Raw genomic sequence first — 18688 nt, forward strand, 5'->3', positions numbered from 1 at the left:
ACTCTCAGGTACCCGTCATGAAAAAATCAATCTGTAGCGTACTTCTCCTAGTGCTCTTTCTGGCCGTAGATGCTCAAGCGGCTACTTGCCGTGCAGGCGAAGCGGCAGTACGCGGCAGTCAGACGGGATACGAAGAGGACAAGACCGCCGCCAACGAAACGTCGGAGAAGGAGCTCTCCTTCTCCGACGCCCTGGAGCAATGTGTCGGTGGTATCAGTGGCGCGCAAACGTCGCCTTCTTTCGGCGGGGGCGGTGGACTCAGCGACATGCTCGATCAGCTGGTCAACAGGGTTTGCCGTATCGCCAGGGAGCGAATCAACGGCGAGCTCGATACAGACTCGAAACGCCGAATGGCTGCAGCGTTGCAGAACATATACCGCGACTATGAGGCTAACCAGGCTAGTCAGCCCTCCTCCACATCTTCCAGTAGTGCTTCTGCGCAATCGGGAGCGCCCTCTACGGCTGTTCAATCGCCAGTATCCACGCCTGCCATTGAACCATCTCAGAATGATCAAAGTGCCTTTTGGCAAAGCATCTGGAAGTAGCTATGCCGTTAATTCTGATTTTCTTAGTCGCGATGCTTACCGGGATCTATTTTCTTTCAGAAAATAGTGAGGCATCTAAGATCGATTCGTTCACTGCGGAAAACAACGTCCGCGTAACGAACATGCTTATCTACAGAAATGCCGTCACCTTATTTGCTGAAGCAAACCCCTCTTACACCGGAGTTGTGCCCGACAACAACCTATCGCTGCCAACCTGGTTCAGGAAGATGAACGATATAGGAAACTATGTCGCTACTGGTAAAGCATATGTCTATGCACAGGGGCGTTCTGAACTAGCCTATGCTTTAGCTGAAAAAACAGAGTCCATCGCTGTCGGTATAAAGAAAAATGGGGTGCTGGTACATCCCTCAGAAGGTAATACCGGAATTGCTGTTCCAGCAAGCGTGCCGGATGAATCTGTGGTGATCCTATAATGATTAGGCATTGTATGGCGCTTCTTATCATACTTTTGCCGAGCATATGCAAAGCGGAAGTTCCACCGCCGACCTACCAGAATGTCGCTATGCAGGCCGGCGTGCCTGTTGAATATCTTTACGCAGTTGCAAAAACCGAAAGTAACACCCAATTGACTATCGGCTACTACCCATGGCCATGGACGCTGAATGTCGCCGGAGAAAGCCGGCGGTTTGCGACATTCAAAGAGGCCTGCGCTGACGCAGAGTCGGCTGTCGCGAAACACGGCGGCCGTTCTGTCGATATTGGTATCGGTCAATTGAACTGGGGCTATAACGGATTTAAATACTTTGCCTCTCCTTGCGATTCATTGAATCCGAGGAGAAACCTCGAAGTGGCTGCGATGCTTCTAAGGCAGCATTTCGAGAAGTATGGCGATTGGTTAGAGGCTGCAGGACGCTATCATCGCCCGGCAGGAGGAGCGCCTGCCGAAATATACAAAGCGAAGATCAGGAAGCGTCTTCAACAAATCACGATAGTATCCCGATAGGTATTACGCATGTCATCGCCCAATGAAACAGGCCCTGTAGATGCTGCTTTGATTCAAAAAAGCGAGCCGGTTCGTATTGAGCCTCTACTTGAACCATTTGATTTTCGCGGCGACTTTACTGCGCAAAACTTTATGCGCTTCCTCAAATCCTGCGCAGACCAGGGGGTCTCTGACCTAACGATTCAAGGAGGCGATTACATTTGGGCTGAAAAACATGGTCGTCAATGTAAGGCCACCATCCAGACGATCAACCAAGGGCAACTTTCACCGCTTATAAGCTCCGTTTGGCAGGCCGAAGTAATAAGTAAAATGCGTGCTGGCGAAGGCGCCGATAGAGCTTTGGAGTTGGCCGGGGAAGAACTCGGAATTGCAAGGGGCAAGAGACTCAGGTTCCGTTGCAACTTCATTCAGGCTCGTGTTGCAAAAATCGACGAAGCCTACTCAATCACGTTGCGTGTGATCCCTTCGGAGTTGCCAGATATTTTCCAGATGAACCTTGAACCTGAGCTGTTCGAGGCTATGTACCCTTCTCAAGGTCTCGTGCTGGTCTGCGGGCCTACCGGGTCTGGCAAAACAACGCTTCAAGCCGCGGTGTACGGCTACGCCGGTTCAGCGATGCCCGATAGGAAAGTGGTGACCTATGAAGATCCCGTAGAGTTCGTTCTAGGCGGTGATCACTGGAAAGGCCCGCAGCCATCGCAGTCGCAAATAGGTCGAGACATAGGTGATTTTGCACGTGGCCTAAAGAATGCCATGCGGCGTAAGCCGAGTATCATTGGCATCGGTGAAGCTCGCGATCTTGAAACTATGGACGCCATGATTGAGGCGGGACTGAGCGGGCACCTGTGTTACGCGACGGTACATACTGAATCCGTTCCAGAGACAATCAACCGAATTATTCAGGTATACCCACCAGCACAGCAGTCTGCTGTCGCTTCCCGGCTTATGGGCTGCTTGCGCGTAATTGTTGTTCAGCGTCTTCTTAAAACCACTGATGGCAAACGAGTTGCTATCAGAGAGTTCGTTATTTTTGACCGCGATTTAAGGAATGAGCTCCAATCCGAGTCTTACGAGCAATGGTCATTGATCTTGCGCAAGAAACTGGAAGCGGCAAAAGAAACGCTCGATGATAAAGCCTGGGAGCTATTCATTAAGGAGCGGATTGACCAGAGCGAGTTTATCGAGTTGGTAGGCCACAAAGCATTTCGTATGCGTATGGAGGCGATTTCGTGAGAATCTCCATTTGGCAACATGCAGGTAGGACACCAAAGATATTTGGTATTCCGTGCATGGCATTTCTACCGATTTTCATTTGGCTGTTTCACATGCGGTTATGGACGTTTGGTCTTGCTTGCTTTGTTATTGCTTTCTTTACCGTTCTATCCCACTTCGGCTTAACGTTTACTGTGCTTTGGGGAAAGGTTCTCCATCTAGTAAGGGGGCCAAGGATTTTCGCACGCCCCTGGTGGTATCGAAACAGATTTCAAGACATTGATCGATAGATTCAGGAGGTTTCATGGCAGAGCTATCTCTCCGACACGCAAATATTATTCAGCAGGCGCTTGATAATGAAGATGGCACCACCAAGTGGTGGACGTCTGAAATGACTCCGGAACTGCTTCAACTGCTCGAAAGCCATGGTTTGAAATCGCAAGGAATAGCGCCTAAGGCACCGCTAGGTAGCCGCCCGGACTTCTGGACTTTGCTGACTATCGCAGACAGAGAAGCTGCAGAAGCGGCTATTCGACCTTTCCGTGTACCGACCGCACCGATCGACTTCAAACTGACTCCCATTGAGCACAACTCGCATTGGGCTGATTACATTTGCCCCGAATGCGGCTCGAAAGACATTCGTTGGAGTGATGGCGACAGTGTGGGTGTGCCGGTTTTACCCGATGGTATCGACTCTTACGGTGATGTTGATACAAGCCTCATGGTCGGCAAGTGCACATGTAGTCAGCCGCTATTTTTTTACGAGTTCGGTTTCTCGACAGTTTCCTACCCGGACGACGTTCATGTTTTTTGTGTCCCGAATATTGAACAGGCACCTGACAAGTTTCAGATATTTCGGGCTGAGGCTATAGGCCTTTCTCCATGGGCTGTTTCCAGGCGGTGGTACAGCAGTTCGCCGTTGGGGAAAGGGCCGTTTACTGTCGACTACCACCAGTTTGGCCCCTTCAAGCTGGACCATGAAGGCGAGTTGTCTGGCTCGAATGGAGTTGTTCGTGGCGGCTTCGAGGGTAATGACAAATGGATCATTGGCCGCGATTTGTTCCTCAATCTCGCCGGAAAAGCCATGCGAGAACTAAAGAGTGCCCCCCTCCTCTCTTCCTTCGAGCAACAAGCCGGCTAGGAAATCTTTATGCGGTGCGAAGTTACTGCAAGGCCATGATTAACAACGTCAGAAACAGGTAGTAAACGATGAAGAATATATTGATTGCGGCATTCGTAACTTTTTTTGCGGTCACGGCGCACGCTGAAACTCCTCACAATATCTTTCTAAGCGGGAAGGTCTTCAAAGGCGAGGAGGTTGTTGCAACTTTCGCTGCGCCAACGATCCTCGGCGCAGCGCTCCCGGTCAAAAACCAGGTGCTGCATAGTTACATCGAAAAGGCGGTCACTGACGGTAAGAGAACGGACTTGGTTCCAGGCAAGCTGGCTACCGGTTTGTCCTTGACCATCACGCCGACGGCTGTTTCAGAAGACAACGTGCTTGTTGCTGTTAGTGGTGAGCTGGCCAAGCTTCACGGATTCGATAAAGCACCGGTCGCAGGCACAGAGCTGGCAATCGACCTGCCCAAGATTACCTCGCATGTCTTCAGCAACTCTTTTGCAGTCAATAAGCACGAGCCGTTGGAGTTTGGCTTCGGTGATTGCACTCTCGTCGAGGGCAATCCAACTGACTGCACGCATAAGCTGGTTCTGAGCGCTGCAGCCCCCAACTGATTGGTTTAGCCCGGGAAACCGGACTGCTCTGTTTGCTTGCGACACAATATCTGGTGTTCGATCAGCTGGTGGGGAACACCAGATATTGTGCTCAGAGGATCGTGTCTATGTCATGGGCGGATGCAGCAGCGCCACTTGTCGCGGAAGTGATTCGAAGCGTTGGCCGGAGTGACCTTAAAGCTTTGCGAAAAGCACTGAGGGATGCTTACCCGTGGGGGGCACGCGAGCGCACTCCATATAAGGCCTGGCGCGCTGAAGTTCGCCGGCAGCTGGGACACCCACTGAATACTCCCAAAGCAGATCCGTCGAACACACAAACCGACCTTTTCATTTCGCGGTAAGCCTATTCTGGCTGGTCCGTTTCCCCAGTTTTTCGCTGTCCGTCCCTATTCAACTTCCGTAGTTCGGTGCTGATCCCGGCCCTGTCTAAGTGGGGCTGCCGATCGGCGCCGGCGGCGCGGATCTGCTCGAGGCGCTCCTGCAGGGCGAGGTGGCCACCGCCAGGTGCTGACGCTGCGCGCGAGCTCGAGGCTGTCCGCTGGCGGCGGTACCGGCCAGGCCGGGGCGGTAGTGGAGCTGCTGCAGGCCTTTCCCGGGCGCGGAGCTGGATCCTCGATCTGCTCGAGGTCGGCCAGGTGCACCAAGTGTTGTCGATCGGCGCCGGCGGCGCGGATCTGGTTAAGGAGCTGCTGCAGGGCATGGTGGCCATCACCAGGTGCTGGTGGTGCGCGCGTGCTCGAGGCTGTTCGCCGGCGGCGGTATTGGCCAGGCCGGCGTGGCGGTGGAGCTGCTGCAGGGCGCGGTGGCCATCACCAGGTGCTGACACTGCGCGCGTGCTCGAGGCGGTCCGCCGGCGGCGGTACCGGCCAGGCCGGCGCGGCGGTGGAGCTGCTGCAGGCCCGCCCACTCCCCGGGCGCGGTGCTGGATCCTGGGCGCGATCGAGGCCGACCAGGTGCGGTTGATCGGCGCCGGCGGCACGGATCTGCTCGTGGAGCTCCCGCGGGGCGCGGTGGCCATCACCAGGTGCTGGAGGCTGTTCGCCGGAGGCGCTGCCGGCCAGGCCGGCGCGGTGTTGAAGCTGCTGCAGGCCTTCGCCTGGGTGCGATGCTGGATCCTGGGCGCGATCAAGGTCGACCAGGTGGTGTTGCTGGCGATCGGCGCCGGCGGCTGTGAGGGATTGTTGGTCAAGGGTCTGCCCGGAAGCCGCAGCGGAGCGGATCCAGCGTGCTGGAGAGCACCGAACGGGTGAGGACAGAAGCGAAGCGCGCCCTTGCACCAGGTGTTTGGGAAGTAAGGCTCCGCCAGCGGTTCAGGGGGTTTGCTTTTCCCCCTGGGCCGTTGGGGACAGAGGCCGACTCGCTCCCTTCCTCAGGAAGGGCGGGGGGATGGAGCTAGGAAGGTTATTCGTGGAGAGCTGATTGTTGGTTACGCCGCTCTAAGGCCCTAAGCATGTATTCGATCGCCCTTTCGAGCGCTGCTACCGCCCAATCAGGGCATGGACTAGAGCTTGGCTTGTCCTGGTCATTCACCCAAGATCGGACAGTGCGGGCGGAACAAGGCCGCTGAGTCACGGCAGCTATCAGCTCTGCACTTTTCGCCTGAGTGATCCCATATGTTTTCAATAGGTGAAGGTATTGCTGACGGTTATCCATAGGCGCCTCACACGCTGAATAGGCAAAACTGCCTAAGACAAGGAATAGGTATTATTGCCTATCAAAGGTCGTGGTCTGAACAACCCGCTCAATTTCGTCCAGTGCAAGCCTCCGCCAAGCCGCCCTCGCATACAAAACATACGGCCAGGCAGACCAAAATCCTATCCAGATCAGGAAGCCGTAACGACCGCGCTCGGACGCCATTGTATTGAGGGCTACTTTGAGGGCAGCCATGCCGATTGCCGCCCAGAGGACAGCAAACAACGGATATGCGCAGCCGATGCCAAAGACCAGCCAACCGCCTATACAGGCAATCTGGTGCTCGACTCGATCAAAGACTGGTTTGCGGTCCATCGGTTGTTGTCCTTGATCAATTAGTGGCATCGATCCAGCCCTTGTCTTTCATCAGCTCAGCCTGACGCTCCAGCCATTCCATCTGCTGCCAATACTCGCCCTCCGAGCCTTCTGCGTACTCCGCGGGTTTGATTGCACGATGCTCTGCAAGCTCGGCGAGGAGTTTGCTTCCTCGCTCTCTGCGGCTTTTCCAAATGGCTGCGCCGACGTCCAGCAGATGCTGATCGTTTTCGCCATGAAGACGGTAGTAGTTCACCAGCTCTAGGAAAATCTGGAAGTGCTCAGTGTCAAAGTTGCCGATAGAATCGCCTCGGAACTGACCCAGAGAGCCGTTGTAGCAGCTCAAGGCGAAGTCCTGCAGGGCGCCGGCAGCGCTGTATGACTGGTGAACCAGAATGTCGCGGTATTTCAGAAATGGGGAATCGCTGGCCATCTTCTCGTTCCTTCGTCTAGTGGGTGCTCTAGCCTTGCGGCGTATGAATGTCAGGCTTGGCCGGATCGCTCCAGCCGATGCAGGCCAGGAGCCGGCGCGGTGGCGGTTCCTGGCCCGGCGGTGGGCCATAGCGCTCGGCGGCGCAAGCACGATCTAGGGCAGCGGCTTCCGCTGCTTCCTGGCGAGCGTCGTAGATGGCAAAGGCCAGGAGAACCATCAGCAGCAGCGCAGCGCAGGCCTGGGTGATGTTTCGCTTGTTCATTGGGCAGTTTCCTTACTCAATGTGCTCTAGCAGCACCCGGGGTTTCTACCAACGCAGCAATCCCCTTCCAACTTTTGTATTTGGCTTCCACATCGGCCAAGCTGTCGAAGTCCTTCCAACTCTCGCCGCCGAGGCCCCAAACACGGGTTGCAGCGTTGCGGGTTTTCACCCGCCAGCCTTTCTTAGTCTGCACCAGAACCATGCGCGTGCCCCTGTTCTCGACGGCGTAGCTGGTGTCGTCAAGCTGCTGAATAGTCGGCATTACACCCCCTCTGCCAGTAGTTTGGCCGCAGTCTGACTAGCGTCTAGGGCTAGACCCCAGGCCTGCTGTAGCGCAAATGGTTGGCCCTCAACGATGCCGGCGGCATCGGAGTATGCGATCTGCGCCATTTCTGCAACGCGCTGAGTCACCGCCTCTTCCCACTGGGAGTAACTGGACATGTTCATTGGCTCCTGATTCGGTGGCCCGCCCGGCGCACCGGGCAGCGGTTGTTAGGCTTCAACGAGCGCGTTGCTGACAGCCTTCGGCTTTGGATAAGAACCGATATACACGGCTTCTGCAGGAAGGCCTTCGGAGACGCTCCAAGCCTGGCCTGCCTTATCGAAGTTGACCGAATCAAAGGGGCGCTCCCAAGTCGTGAAACACACCGCGTTAGGTGCCAGCCAATACAGGACCTCGATAGAACACCCACCCTGGATGCTCAGCACCTGAAACCCCTTCCCAAGCAATTGACCTGCTGCCATTTCCCTTCCCTCAGAGATCTACTTCAACAAGGGATATTCTATAGTAAACCGTGGAATATACAAGAAGAATCCATGCTTATGTATAGAATTTCAGCACCGAACAGATGAACGCATGCTTCTGCTGGATACCGTTAAGTCGGTTGTAGAACTGGCTCGGTGTCACCCCGTGTTTGTAGGTAGCTTCCTTGGCAGACATCCCGTTAACGAGGTGGTCACGCAACGCAGCAATCACCTTCTCGCCGCTTGTCTTGGTATCGCTGAGCAGAAGTTCGAAGTGTTCAGGCTCAACGTTCCCGGCGATTAAAACAGATCCATCAACCTTCATCAGTCAGCTCCGAAAAGGTACGTGCCTCCATAGTTTACTATGGACAATGGCGCACTATCCAGCGGCTGCTCATGTGGAGCGGTGGTCGCGCTCGAGGCTGTTCGCCGGCGGCGCTGCCGGCCAGGCCGGCGCAGCGGTGGAGCTGCTGCAGGCCTTTCCTCGGGTGCGGTGCTGGATCCTTGGCGCGATCGAGGTCGACCAGGTGCTGGAGTTGGTGGGTGCGTATATCGGCGACGTTGTACGTCGGCGGTTGGCTTGGTTTGTTGGTCAAGGGTCTGCCCGGAAGCCGCATGCGGAGCGGAACCAGCGTGCTGGAGAGCACCGAACGGGTGAGGACAGAAGCGAAGCGCGCCCTTGCACCAGGAGCTTGAGAAGTAAGGCTCCGCCAGCGGTTCAGGGGGTTTGCTTTTCCCCCTGGGCCGTTGGGGACAGAGGCCGACTCGCTCCCTTCCTTAGGAAGGGCGGGGGGATGGGATAGGCCGCTTGCGGCCTAGGAAAAGGGCCGGCGTGCCGGCCCGTATCCACGGGTCACATCCGCAATCTCATCCTCTCTTGTTGCGGTGCTTGATCCTCACGTTGCGATCGAGGTGTCCAGGTCGACACATGGTTATCATCAGCCTGCATCAGCTTCAGCTCTGTCATCACGTCGCGGACGTCCTGCCTCAAGTCCTCGAGCTTGGCCTGCTGGGGAAACGGCTTGTCCTTTTCCAGCAGCGCTCGCTGATATTCAGCTTTCTCTCTGTCGCGAGTTTCAGCAGCATCGCTACGCCACGTCTCGAATTTGGCCAGGAAGTTGTCGAGACGGCTGGTGAAGCCCGCGAGACTGAACTTGTCGTCGGCGGAATAGCGCAGGTTATCTGGTTCGTAGCTGTCATGCCCAGCCAGGCAGAACTGTAGTGTCTCCCGGCGGGCATAAACCTCGATCTCGAAGCCTCGGTACTTGCCAACAGGAATTTCAGCCGCAGCGTCTGTCAGTGTCTGTGCCTTGCTCTCGATCGCCTTTTTCATGCTGTACATGATTTGTGCCAAGGCCTGCTCGCGGTCCTTCTCGCCGTAGACCTTGCCATTTGCCTCGAAAGCGAACTCATCACGGGTGTTCGCGTCACGAATAGCGATTTCGGCATTGCAACGGCTGATCGTCCGTTCAGCTCTTATGTCCGCGCCGGCCAGCCAGTCGATGCGGCTTTCAAGACCATGCAGATTGCGTTTGAAGTTGGAGTAGACCGCTTCCAGCTTTTTCAGGTCGGCACTTAACTTCACCTGCAGGAAGATGAGCGGGTTCCCCGTCGCGGCCGCTTTCATTTCGGCGGCGTTGGCCGCTTCACTCGCCACGTCCTCGATGACACGCTGTAGCGTGTCCCCTTTTCGGAATTGTTCGATGCCGGCAGCCTTGTATTCAATCGTCTGCCACATACGGCTGTCGTATGTCTGTTTCGTGGCGTAGCGCAGGATCTCCACCTCGAAGCCTTCAGGATCTTCTTCGTAGAAGAAGTTGCCCTGGCGGATGATCCTTCCCTCGCGTTGCTCCAGGTCGCTCGGTCGCCACGGTGCGTCCAGATGGTGCTCAGCAACCAGCCTGCGCTGTACGTTGGTACCTGCTCCCATCTTGGCGGTAGAGCCGAGCAGTATGCGCACCTCGCCCCTGTTCATCTCGTCGAACAGTTTCGACTTTTGCAGATCGCTGCTGGCTTCATGGATGAACCTCACCTGGTGCGCGGGTATCCCTCGCGCCAGAAGCTTCGCCTTGATGTCGTCGTAGACGCTGAATTGCGAGCTACCGGCGAGGAGCTCGTCCATGGACACTGCGGGCAGATCGTCATCTACCTCATCATCGTCATTTGCAGGTGCAGGCCCGGCCGCTTTCTTGAGCTTGGGCGTTGAGAGGTCGCAGAAGACCAGTTGCGTGCCTTTGCGCTCGTCCCAGCTCGACCAGATCCGGTGAATATTGTCGATCGCGACGTTGATTTTCGAATCCGGATGGTCGGGTGCCGCGGGATTGATCAGTCTGAAATCGAGGCCTGCTTTGCGAGCCTCGTTGGTGATTTTAAGCGGGTTGTCGATGCGTGGATCTTTCGGCAGGTTTTCCATCCGATGGATGATCGAGCCACGGTTCCACTCTTTAACCTGGCTCCCATCGGCACGATATATCGGCTGCCCGGCATCATCGGTTTGAACTGACTGAACGCCCATGAAATGGGCCTGATCGCTCGATCGGTCGACGACAATGTTCTGAGGCCGTCCTCCTTTGACCTTCGGTACCGGGAACCTGGTACCCCGCTCTTCGGCCTGGCGATCAAGGTCTGCCTTCGTAATAACGTCAGCAAAGGTCCGGTATTGGGTGATCAGCTCAGGGACGTTCTGGAACTTCGCGAAGCGGCTATTGAGCTTGTAATTCACTCCAGTCGCATCAAGCTCCCACCCGGACACAACCTGTCCAAATGTGCTCGCCCAGGCGTCGAAGTGCACGATGCCACGGGCCTTGAGCTCGTCGTACTGCATATAGCGCTGCATTGTGTAGAGCTCTGCGATGGTGTTGCTGATCGGCGTGCCGGTGGCAAAAAATACTCCTCGCCCTTCGTGGCGCTGCTGCAGGTACCGACACTTCACGAACAGGTCAAACGCCTTCTCCGATCCTGCCAGGTTGCCAAGGCCAGATACGCGGCTCAGCGAGGTGGTGATATAGAGGTTTTTGAATTCGTGCGCTTCGTCGACGACGAGTGCATCGACCCCAAGGTCAGCAAAGCTGACAGCCTGATCTTTCGAGCCGGTATCCGCTTTGCGCTCGAGACGTTCCTTCATTCGCTCTCGGGCTTTCTCCATCTCCTTGATGGTGATGCGGTCACCGTTCTCTGCCTTGAGCTGCCGCACTGCATCGGATAGGTCGTTGATCTGCTCCGACAGAATGTCATGGAGGGTCTCCTCGGGCATGCCGATCTTCTTGAATGAACTGTGCGCCACGATCACCGCGTCCCAATCGCCTGTGGCGATTCGGGCAAACAGCTTCTCGCGGTTTTCCTTCTTGAAGTCAGCTTTTTCGGCCACCAGGATGTTGGCGTTCGGGTAGAGCGAGTAGAACGCGTCCTTCCACTGCAGCAACAAATGGTTCGGCACGACCACCATCGGCTTGTTCATCAAGCCCATGCGTTTGCTTTCCATCACGGTACCGACAGCGACTAGGGTCTTGCCGGCGCCGACGACGTGGTCGAAGAGTGCGGTTCCGTCCTGGATGCCTCGCCAAATGGCATCCTTCTGGTGAGGGCGCAGGGTGATGTCCAGCGATGCGCCGGGAAGCTGCAGATGCGAACCGTCATAGCGTGCAGCGACGTTCGTATTGAAGCGATCGTTGTAGATCCTCGCCAGTCGCTCGCGGCGCTCCTTGTCCTCCCATACCCAATCCAGAAAGGCTTGGCGGATTTCATCCGCTTTCTGGTTTGCGGCAGCGGTCTGGACTTCGTTGATCCGATAGATCTTGTTGCCACGCTCGTCCTTGCCCACTTCGTCGCGAACTTGAATGGCGTGTCCAAGAAGGATCGCTTCGATCAGTTGATGCGCAGGATAACGCTCGGTACCCCAGGTCACGCAGCCAGTTGTCCTGTCGGCCTGGCCGATTTTGGCCAGATACTTGCCAAGCGAGGCCTGATAGGTAACGCGGCAAGAAACCCGCCCGAGGAGGTGACGAACAAACTCCTCTACGTCTCGGTCTGGAACCCACGTGGAGCCAAGCTGCACAGAGATGTCTACAGGCTCAATGTCAGCCGGTTGAACAGCGCGTAGCGCCTCAAGGTTTTCGCTGTACTGAGGATTCTCGGCGGCAGCAGCGGCTGCGTTGCGGAGCTTGTCCTTGACGTTGCCTGTCAGGTACTGGTCAGCGGTTTCCCATCGCTGGTTTGCCGGGTTGAGGTAAATCAGGCCTTTAAGGTCGGCGATGAGTTCGTTTTCTGGCTTACCGCTGAGGCGTACCATGCGGGCCAGGTCGATACGGCCGGTTTCATTCATCGAAACGACCAGGGCGTCTTTCGCTGTTTCGACCTTGGTCACTTGGCGGCGCGGGCTCATCACTCGCTTGGTGAAGATCGCCGCCTTTTTTGCACTTGGTGGACGAGGATCCACACCGTGCTTCTTCGCTGTGTCTACACTGATGCCCTTGTCATAGTCGCTCTCGAGCGCGTGTAACAGCGGGTATTCAGGATCCTCGTGCATGGCAAGCCGGTTGGCCTGGGCGCTCACATGACCGAACTTGCGGACGAACAGGTCGTACACCTGGTTGAGCCCATGACGTTTAGTTGCCAGGTCGAAGTCGGCTGTAGTGTCGGATTGCTCCGCAAGCATCAAGTCTCGTAGTGCTTCTCTGATCTTGATCATGCCCTTGATGCGTTCGCCGGCACGCTCGTTTTTAGGTGTGACTTCGACGTAGTCGTGCTGGTCGAGAACGTCAGGCAGGCGCCGCGCGATGCGGCCATTCGGAGTCAGGAAGAAAGAGCCAATCTTGAGCGTGTCCGGCAGCACTACCTGGGCTTTTTCTGGCGCAGCCTCGTGCGAGATTTGCGCACGTGCCGAGGTGTAGGCGTTCATGGGCAGGACTTGGAGGCGCGCGGCGATAGCATCCTTCAGGTCAACGCCCGGTTCAGGCACCAGGTCAGCAGTCTCCCTGTGCATGTTATGGGCGATCACCATCTTCCCTGCCATCTGCTCAGGGTGTTCCACGAAATACTGATTGATGGTGATCGGGCGCCCAGTTTCACGGTCACGTATTTCACCGACATTGACCCAGCTCTTGTCCGTTTCCTCGCCGGCCTGTGCCTTCTTGAAGAAAACGATGTCGGTAGTCACCTCGGTCAGTGCGTTCTTCTTGAACGCCGTATTCGGGAGGCGAATGGCTCCCAGCAGGTGGGCTCTGTCGGCGATATACGAGCGAGCTGCGGTGTTGTTGGCGTCGAGGAAATAGCGGCTCACAACCATGGCCATGACGCCACCGGCGCGCAGCTTGTCGAGCGACTTGGCCAGGAAGTAGTTGTGAATGGAAAAGCCCCCCAATTCACGGTGCTGGGGGTCGTACAGTGTCTGGCTGCCAAAGGGCGGGTTCCCGATCACCGCGTCGAAGTGGCCAGCAGGTATCACAACGTCCTGCAGGCCCTTGTTGATGTAGGTGCTTTGGGGATACAGGTGCTTACCGATTTCGGCGGTCAGCGGATCAAGCTCGACGGCAGTGAATTTCAGCTTGTCCTGCAGGCCGCTTGGCGTCAGACCTATGAAGTTGCCAATGCCTGCAGCTGGCTCAAAGATCCGGCCACCATCGAAGCCAATGCGCTGCAGACCTTCGTAGATCCCGTTGATAACAATTTCAGAGGTGTAGTGCGCGTCCTGTGTCGATCGGCGCGCTCGCTCGTATTCCTCTGCAGTGAGGAGATCTGCAAGGGCGAGGTATTCTTTCTGCCAGTCAGTGTTCTGGTGATCGAATGCTTGGGGAAGTCCACCCCACCCGACATAGCGAACCAGAATCGCCTGTTCATCCTGGTTCGCTTGCCGGTTTGCTTCGCGGAGCTCTTTTACGAGCTGGAGGGCCGCGATGTTGTCGCGGAATTTTGCCTTGGCTCCGCCGTCACCAAGCGCGTCTGACGACGAGATACGGTAATTGCGTGATGGAGCTACAGCTCGGTGTTGATCTCGTTCTGCGCGAGGATCTCGTGTTCCATCTGGCCCTGCTGTAACTGGTCCAGCGAGCGACTCAAAACCTGTTGTTCCAGCTGCTGCTGTTCCAACAGACGACCCAGCAGGATCACTTCGCCCTGATCCTCCAAGGCCCGCAGCTCCTGCGGGTTGTTGAATGCCCAGCGGTCGAGGATCTTCCACCCCTGCAGGTTGAACGAGGGAGAATTCCGGACTGCTTGCAGTGTTTCTTTCTGCAGGACTTTCGCTGCGAGTTCCAGTGGTTGGTGTTGGCCGGTCAGCATAATTTGCTACTCCTGTTTCATCGTCACTGTCCATTTCCGCCTGGAGAGCGTCGATGGTTTCGATGGTTTGATTGAAGGTGAAATCGAACGTGAATTGATCCTGGTTCTCAGGCGGTTGCTTTCGGCGGGCCATCGCTCTCGCTCCTTTGGTTCGTATTCTGGCCAGAATACAAACTCAAAAAAGCGCCATCCGCAGACTATAGTCCTCGTTTCTCAGGCGTTGTTGCTGGCCCTGCGGACGTTGTGAGCCATCGCGATCGCCATACTTGCGTTCAATATTGCAATGAGCCCCCATGCACTGGATCGGCTCGGATCCTCGGTGAGCAAGGAGCCGGCACCGAATAAACAGGCCAAGAGAGCGGCAAAAATGCCTGTGGCCACCACATACCATTTCATTTGGTCTGCTCCCCCTGTTTGAGGTCTACACCGCTTTGGTCAAGGAACAGTATCCCTTGCTGCGCGAACGCACGCTTCAGGCCTTCTAGCGTGCTGCGCCGGGGCTCTGTTGCACCTGTCTCAAAGTCCTTGATACTCCGCAGTGACACTAGGCTATGGCCAGCAAGGTCTGTCTGTGTCCATTCGAGTAACGCTCGAGCGGCTCTGCATTGGTTCTTTGTCATGATTACCGATGCCCTTTATGGGCATAATCGCCCATAAAGGGCGGATAGTAAACACCTGTCGATCGGCGTCTGCTTGGTTTCCTTGAACATTCAGGCCTGCTTGCCGGCAACGGCCATAGGCCCATTTGTATGGCCAGGCCCGAGCGGCTGAGCTAAAACCGCCTCGTTTACTTCATTGACGTAACGGCCTACGGACACTGCTGCGTCGAGGGCTCGAATGATGATGCCCGCAATGTGTGTCGCATCCACGAGGTCAGGAACCATGGCCTCAGCGTCGTGAGGATTAGCTGGGGTGAGGGCGTACTGGCCAACAGCGTGGAGCCCTACGCAATAGACGCCGCCTGAGCTGTCAAAGAGATCGCAGGAAAGAGTCTGATTTAGCCCATACCGATAGGCCCAGAGGTGAACACTGACAGCCCCAGAGAGGTGCTTGCGGGCCGCTGTTACTACACCGCTAGTCCACTCATGTACTTCTGTTATGGTTCGGGTAAAACCGCTCGGCGGCAAATCGCAGGTTACTGTCATTTATGGTCTCCTCGGACTTAGTAGGGGAACAACTTCATAGCCGCTGTAGCGATCCCAACCACAGGAAGGGACGGAGCCCAAAGCCAAAAGCCTTCGGTTGTCATTCTGGGCTCTCCTGCAGGAGACTCAACGAGAAACGCGAACTCAGGTGTGTCATCAACTGCTCGCACAATTCCGGGGTATCACAACGAAATAGCACAATGGCCCCGGCAATAGTCATTGCCCGCCTCACGTAGGCCTCTGCTTTGTTCTCGATGTCGGAGGCCGAACTCATGACGCCGTGTGCGATACCTTCCCGCCCGGTGATGTCGACGGTTTTGTTTATGGAGCTCTCCACGGCGGGCGTGATCCGAGCATTACCCTCTTGATCGAACAGCCGTAGTGAAATGATGAACGGCACGCTCCCGCCGTTCTTGTCGTCGGCCACGTAGGCTGGTACCGCTGTTAGCTCTGGAAACATCACTCTCCCCTCTCCACGTCGATCGCGACGAAGGGCTTGCCTTCGCCAAACTGCTGACCAAATGCGCCGAAAGCGGCTACACCCTCAGCGCGCTCCTTTAGCCACCGGTCGATCTGCTTTGCTGCTGCCTCGTCTGAAAGTTGGACAAACTGCCCCTTGCTCATGAAGAAAACAGGCATGGCGAACGAATTGCTCCCATCAACCGCGATGGCCACCTCGTACCACTCGTTCGAGGCACTGCGCACCTTCGATATCGTGGTATGAAAGCTTTGTATGGTTTCTCTCCGGGTCGCCGATGGCTCGGGTTCCGTTGTATTGCCATCGGAGCAGGCCGCGACGTTCAGCAGCGTGGCGACCATAGCCAGGTGAGCCAAAGGCTTCATTTGCGGGCCTCAAACTCAAATGAAGTCCGGCCCGTTTGTGGATCCAGAACCAGTCTCGCCGAAAACTTCTTCTTGGGCGTTTTGCTCGTGACAAAGCCCGAGAGCAATTCTGTGCGCCCCTTCACCAGGAGATCGTTCAGCTCGCCCGTCTCGAGGCGCCGGCTGGCAACTTCCGTCCACAGTTTGAAGCCGCAGCTTTCAGCGCACTCAACTGTGTTGCCCATGGCGCGCAAAGGGCCTTTGCATTTCGGGCACGGGACAGACAGGTCTATTAGAGCGGTCGAAGCCTTTTCCTCGAAAACGAACTGCACTTTTCCAGTTTCCAGATCCAGGCGCAGCTTCGCAGAAAACTTACGTTTTGCCGCACTGACGAATCCGCTGAGCTCGCGAGTGGTTTTGCCAGCGAGCAGTAGGTTGATCTCCGTGGCGCTCAAAGCCCTTCCGGCGACCTCCTTCCACATTTTGAAGTCACAGCCTGTGCAAACGACCGCCTTTCGTTCATCTGAAAGCTGACCTTTGCAACGCGGGCACGGTGCGTCCATTGTGCTAGCGGGTTTGGCAAGATCCATCTGTACGTCATTCGCCAGCGCGACGATGCCCGTGACGTAGGTGATCGTCTCTTGCATGAACTGCTCGAACGGCAGATCACCGGTAGCTACTTGGTCGAGCTTTAGCTTGAAGACGCCCGCTTGCATCGGCTCTTTGACATCGGACGGCAGTGCATCAATGAGCGCTCTGGTTTGTTCTGAAGTCATCAGCTTCGAGGAGCCGGGTTTAATAGGGACGATGACTCCTCGATCCTTCATTTCCTTGATCATAGGGCTGCGAGTCGCGGTAGTGCCGATGCCATCCCCTTCTTTCAAGCGTGCGCGTATTGCGGAATCACGTACGTACTTATGTACATTCTTCATCGCTGCCCGGATGAGCTTCTCGTCGAAGCGCGCCGGCGGGGTTGTTTTCGCGGCGCTCTTAATGCAGTCGACAACCGAAACTCGATCACCGATAGCAACCGTAGGTAGCTGTTGATCAGCTTCAGGTTCGGTGTCGGCGCCCTCGCTATCTTCATCGCTATCGACTGGCTTTAAGATGAGTCTCCACCCTTCCGCAGTGCTAATCCTGCCCTGGGCGGCAAAGGTCTCATCGGCTACATCAACCTGAATTGTCGTGCTGAGGTACTCGTGGTCCGGCGCGAACTGAGCGAGGTAGGAGCGCACGATCATGTCGTAAACGTCGCGTTCAACCTGACTCCAAGCAGATAGATCAACATCGATCTCTGGGATGGTCGGCACTATGGCGTGGTGCGGCGTTGGCTCGCCCTTCCCGTTCACCATTTTCTTGTCATCGAACGCTGCTGACTTGCGGCTGCTATCAAGAAGCTCGCGCATGTCACAGAGGTCGGGCCGCAGCCTGAAGATGCAATCCATCACTGCAGGTGCTGACGCGTGCTGCGCTTCAGATAGATAGCGGTTATCCGATCGCGGGTAGGTGGCGACCTTGTAGGTTTCGTAGAGCTTTTGTGCGGCGGCCATCGTTTGGTCACCGGTGTACCCATAGCGGCTGAATGCATCCATCTGCAACTCATCCAGCCCCATGGTAAGTGGAGCTGGCTGCTCCTTGGGTTCAACCAGGTGATCGCTGACGCTTCCGCTCTGACCTTTGACCTTCACAACGAGGTTCTCAGCGATCAGTGGATCAACAAGCCTACCGTCTTCCATCCCGTCTTGGCCGTCCTTCGGTTTCCACCGCGCGACGAAGGTTCCTGCAGGATGTTCAATCCTTGCAGCAAGTTTGAAGAAGGGCCGTGAGACAAAGCCTTCAATTTTTCGGTCATGCTCAACCATGATGAACTGGACAGGTGTTTGTACGCTCCCCACCGGCAACAGCCCACCGTAGCCCAAACTCTTCCCTCGTACTGTCATGGCCCTGGTGGCATTGATCCCGACGAGCCAGTCGTATCGGCTGCGCGCCTTTGCCCATAAAGACCAGCCGCGGAACATTGCTTCGTTGTTATCTCGGATGTTTGCCAGCGCCTGCTTCACCTTGGTCTGGTTGTAATCGTTGATCAGAACCCGCTTGACCGGTTTGCGGTTCCCAAAGTGCTCCAGGACTTCATCCACGATCAGCTGGCCTTCTGGATCCGGGTCGCCAACGTGGTGGACGACCGTACACAATCGCAGAAGCTCTTGTACTTTCCGGAGCCGCGCGCGTTTCGACTCCTTTTCGACCATGTGCCAACTCGTTGGAACGATCGGTAGATCTTCAAGGCGCCACACCTTGCTTCCTTTCGAGGTACGAGGCACAGAGTCGGGCAGGTAGTGGTCTGGCATAGCCTGCTCCAAGGCATGACCATTCAGCGCCACAAAATGATGATTGCCGCGACGCACGTACCCTTTCGATTCTTCGTCGTTTTTCCCCGGCAACGCCGGCAGGATCGCGTCAGAAATCAGCGAGTCCTTTTCAGCGATCCACAGAACCACTTCTTCCACGTTCACCCCCACTCTTATGACTCTCGTTTCGTCGCGC

Annotated in this window: 19 protein-coding genes; 8 read left to right on the forward strand and 11 right to left on the reverse strand. The window is 56.1% G+C overall.

Features of this window, described 5'->3' with window-relative positions; genetic code table 11:
- Positions 1 to 17 precede the first annotated feature (17 nt).
- From KCX70_RS23095 to KCX70_RS23130, 8 genes are all read left to right on the forward strand, one after another.
- The gene (locus KCX70_RS23095) at positions 18 to 545 is read left to right on the forward strand and encodes a hypothetical protein (protein ID WP_212620424.1); all 528 of its coding nucleotides are present in this window, start codon (positions 18 to 20) and stop codon (positions 543 to 545) included.
- Positions 546 to 547: 2 nt separating this feature from the next.
- Positions 548 to 979 (forward strand): type IV pilus biogenesis protein PilM, encoded by a 432-nt coding sequence (pilM, locus tag KCX70_RS23100; protein WP_195883116.1) that lies wholly within the window; start codon positions 548 to 550, stop codon positions 977 to 979.
- 14 nt (positions 980 to 993) lie between these two features.
- Entirely contained in the window at positions 994 to 1509 is a 516-nt protein-coding gene (locus KCX70_RS23105; RefSeq protein WP_212620425.1) for a Soluble lytic murein transglycosylase, read from the forward strand.
- Between the two features lie 9 nt (positions 1510 to 1518).
- Positions 1519 to 2742 (forward strand): plasmid transfer ATPase TraJ, encoded by a 1224-nt coding sequence (gene traJ / locus KCX70_RS23110; protein ID WP_212620426.1) that lies wholly within the window; start codon positions 1519 to 1521, stop codon positions 2740 to 2742.
- Positions 2739 to 3011, forward strand: a complete 273-nt coding sequence (gene icmT, locus KCX70_RS23115; RefSeq protein WP_208218798.1) for an IcmT/TraK family protein — start codon at positions 2739 to 2741, stop codon at positions 3009 to 3011. Before traJ ends, icmT begins: the two co-directional genes overlap by 4 nt.
- Before the next feature lie 14 nt (positions 3012 to 3025).
- A complete protein-coding gene (locus KCX70_RS23120) occupies positions 3026 to 3862 on the forward strand; it encodes a hypothetical protein (RefSeq protein ID WP_212620427.1) in 837 nt (278 codons plus the stop codon).
- 68 nt (positions 3863 to 3930) lie between these two features.
- Complete coding sequence (locus KCX70_RS23125) at positions 3931 to 4455, forward strand: hypothetical protein (protein WP_212620428.1); 525 nt, start codon at positions 3931 to 3933, stop codon at positions 4453 to 4455.
- Positions 4456 to 5408: 953 nt separating this feature from the next.
- Positions 5409 to 5705, forward strand: coding sequence for a hypothetical protein (locus KCX70_RS23130; RefSeq protein ID WP_212620429.1), 297 nt, complete (start codon positions 5409 to 5411; stop codon positions 5703 to 5705).
- A gap of 454 nt (positions 5706 to 6159) precedes the next feature.
- Here the strand turns inward: KCX70_RS23130 and KCX70_RS23135 are convergent, their stop codons facing one another.
- The 11 genes from KCX70_RS23135 to KCX70_RS23185 form a co-directional block, all read right to left on the reverse strand.
- Entirely contained in the window at positions 6160 to 6462 is a 303-nt protein-coding gene (locus KCX70_RS23135; protein ID WP_212620430.1) for a hypothetical protein, read from the reverse strand.
- Between the two features lie 16 nt (positions 6463 to 6478).
- Complete coding sequence (locus KCX70_RS23140) at positions 6479 to 6895, reverse strand: hypothetical protein (protein WP_212620431.1); 417 nt, start codon at positions 6893 to 6895, stop codon at positions 6479 to 6481.
- Positions 6896 to 6923: 28 nt separating this feature from the next.
- Positions 6924 to 7157, reverse strand: coding sequence for a hypothetical protein (locus KCX70_RS23145; RefSeq protein WP_212620432.1), 234 nt, complete (start codon positions 7155 to 7157; stop codon positions 6924 to 6926).
- 16 nt (positions 7158 to 7173) lie between these two features.
- Positions 7174 to 7419 (reverse strand): hypothetical protein, encoded by a 246-nt coding sequence (locus tag KCX70_RS23150; protein WP_212620433.1) that lies wholly within the window; start codon positions 7417 to 7419, stop codon positions 7174 to 7176.
- A complete protein-coding gene (locus KCX70_RS23155; protein WP_212620434.1) occupies positions 7419 to 7598 on the reverse strand; it encodes a hypothetical protein in 180 nt (59 codons plus the stop codon). Before KCX70_RS23155 ends, KCX70_RS23150 begins: the two co-directional genes overlap by 1 nt.
- 51 nt (positions 7599 to 7649) lie before the next feature.
- Entirely contained in the window at positions 7650 to 7901 is a 252-nt protein-coding gene (locus KCX70_RS23160; RefSeq protein WP_212620435.1) for a hypothetical protein, read from the reverse strand.
- 76 nt (positions 7902 to 7977) lie between these two features.
- Positions 7978 to 8226, reverse strand: a complete 249-nt coding sequence (locus tag KCX70_RS23165; RefSeq protein ID WP_212620436.1) for a PapB/FocB family fimbrial expression transcriptional regulator — start codon at positions 8224 to 8226, stop codon at positions 7978 to 7980.
- A 528-nt stretch (positions 8227 to 8754) separates the two neighbouring features.
- Positions 8755 to 14310: an Eco57I restriction-modification methylase domain-containing protein gene (locus tag KCX70_RS23170; RefSeq protein WP_212620437.1), complete on the reverse strand. Its 5556-nt coding sequence runs from the start codon at positions 14308 to 14310 to the stop codon at positions 8755 to 8757.
- Between the two features lie 1112 nt (positions 14311 to 15422).
- The gene (locus tag KCX70_RS23175) at positions 15423 to 15749 is read right to left on the reverse strand and encodes a hypothetical protein (RefSeq protein WP_249121758.1); all 327 of its coding nucleotides are present in this window, start codon (positions 15747 to 15749) and stop codon (positions 15423 to 15425) included.
- Positions 15750 to 15781: 32 nt separating this feature from the next.
- A complete protein-coding gene (locus KCX70_RS23180; RefSeq protein WP_208218894.1) occupies positions 15782 to 16165 on the reverse strand; it encodes a hypothetical protein in 384 nt (127 codons plus the stop codon).
- The gene (locus KCX70_RS23185) at positions 16162 to 18657 is read right to left on the reverse strand and encodes a type IA DNA topoisomerase (RefSeq protein WP_212620439.1); all 2496 of its coding nucleotides are present in this window, start codon (positions 18655 to 18657) and stop codon (positions 16162 to 16164) included. The genes KCX70_RS23180 and KCX70_RS23185 overlap by 4 nt, the downstream gene beginning before the upstream one ends.
- Positions 18658 to 18688: the final 31 nt, after the last annotated feature.

Origin of the sequence: Stutzerimonas stutzeri (assembly GCF_018138085.1) — a bacterium.
GTDB classification, from domain to species: domain Bacteria; phylum Pseudomonadota; class Gammaproteobacteria; order Pseudomonadales; family Pseudomonadaceae; genus Stutzerimonas; species Stutzerimonas stutzeri_AI.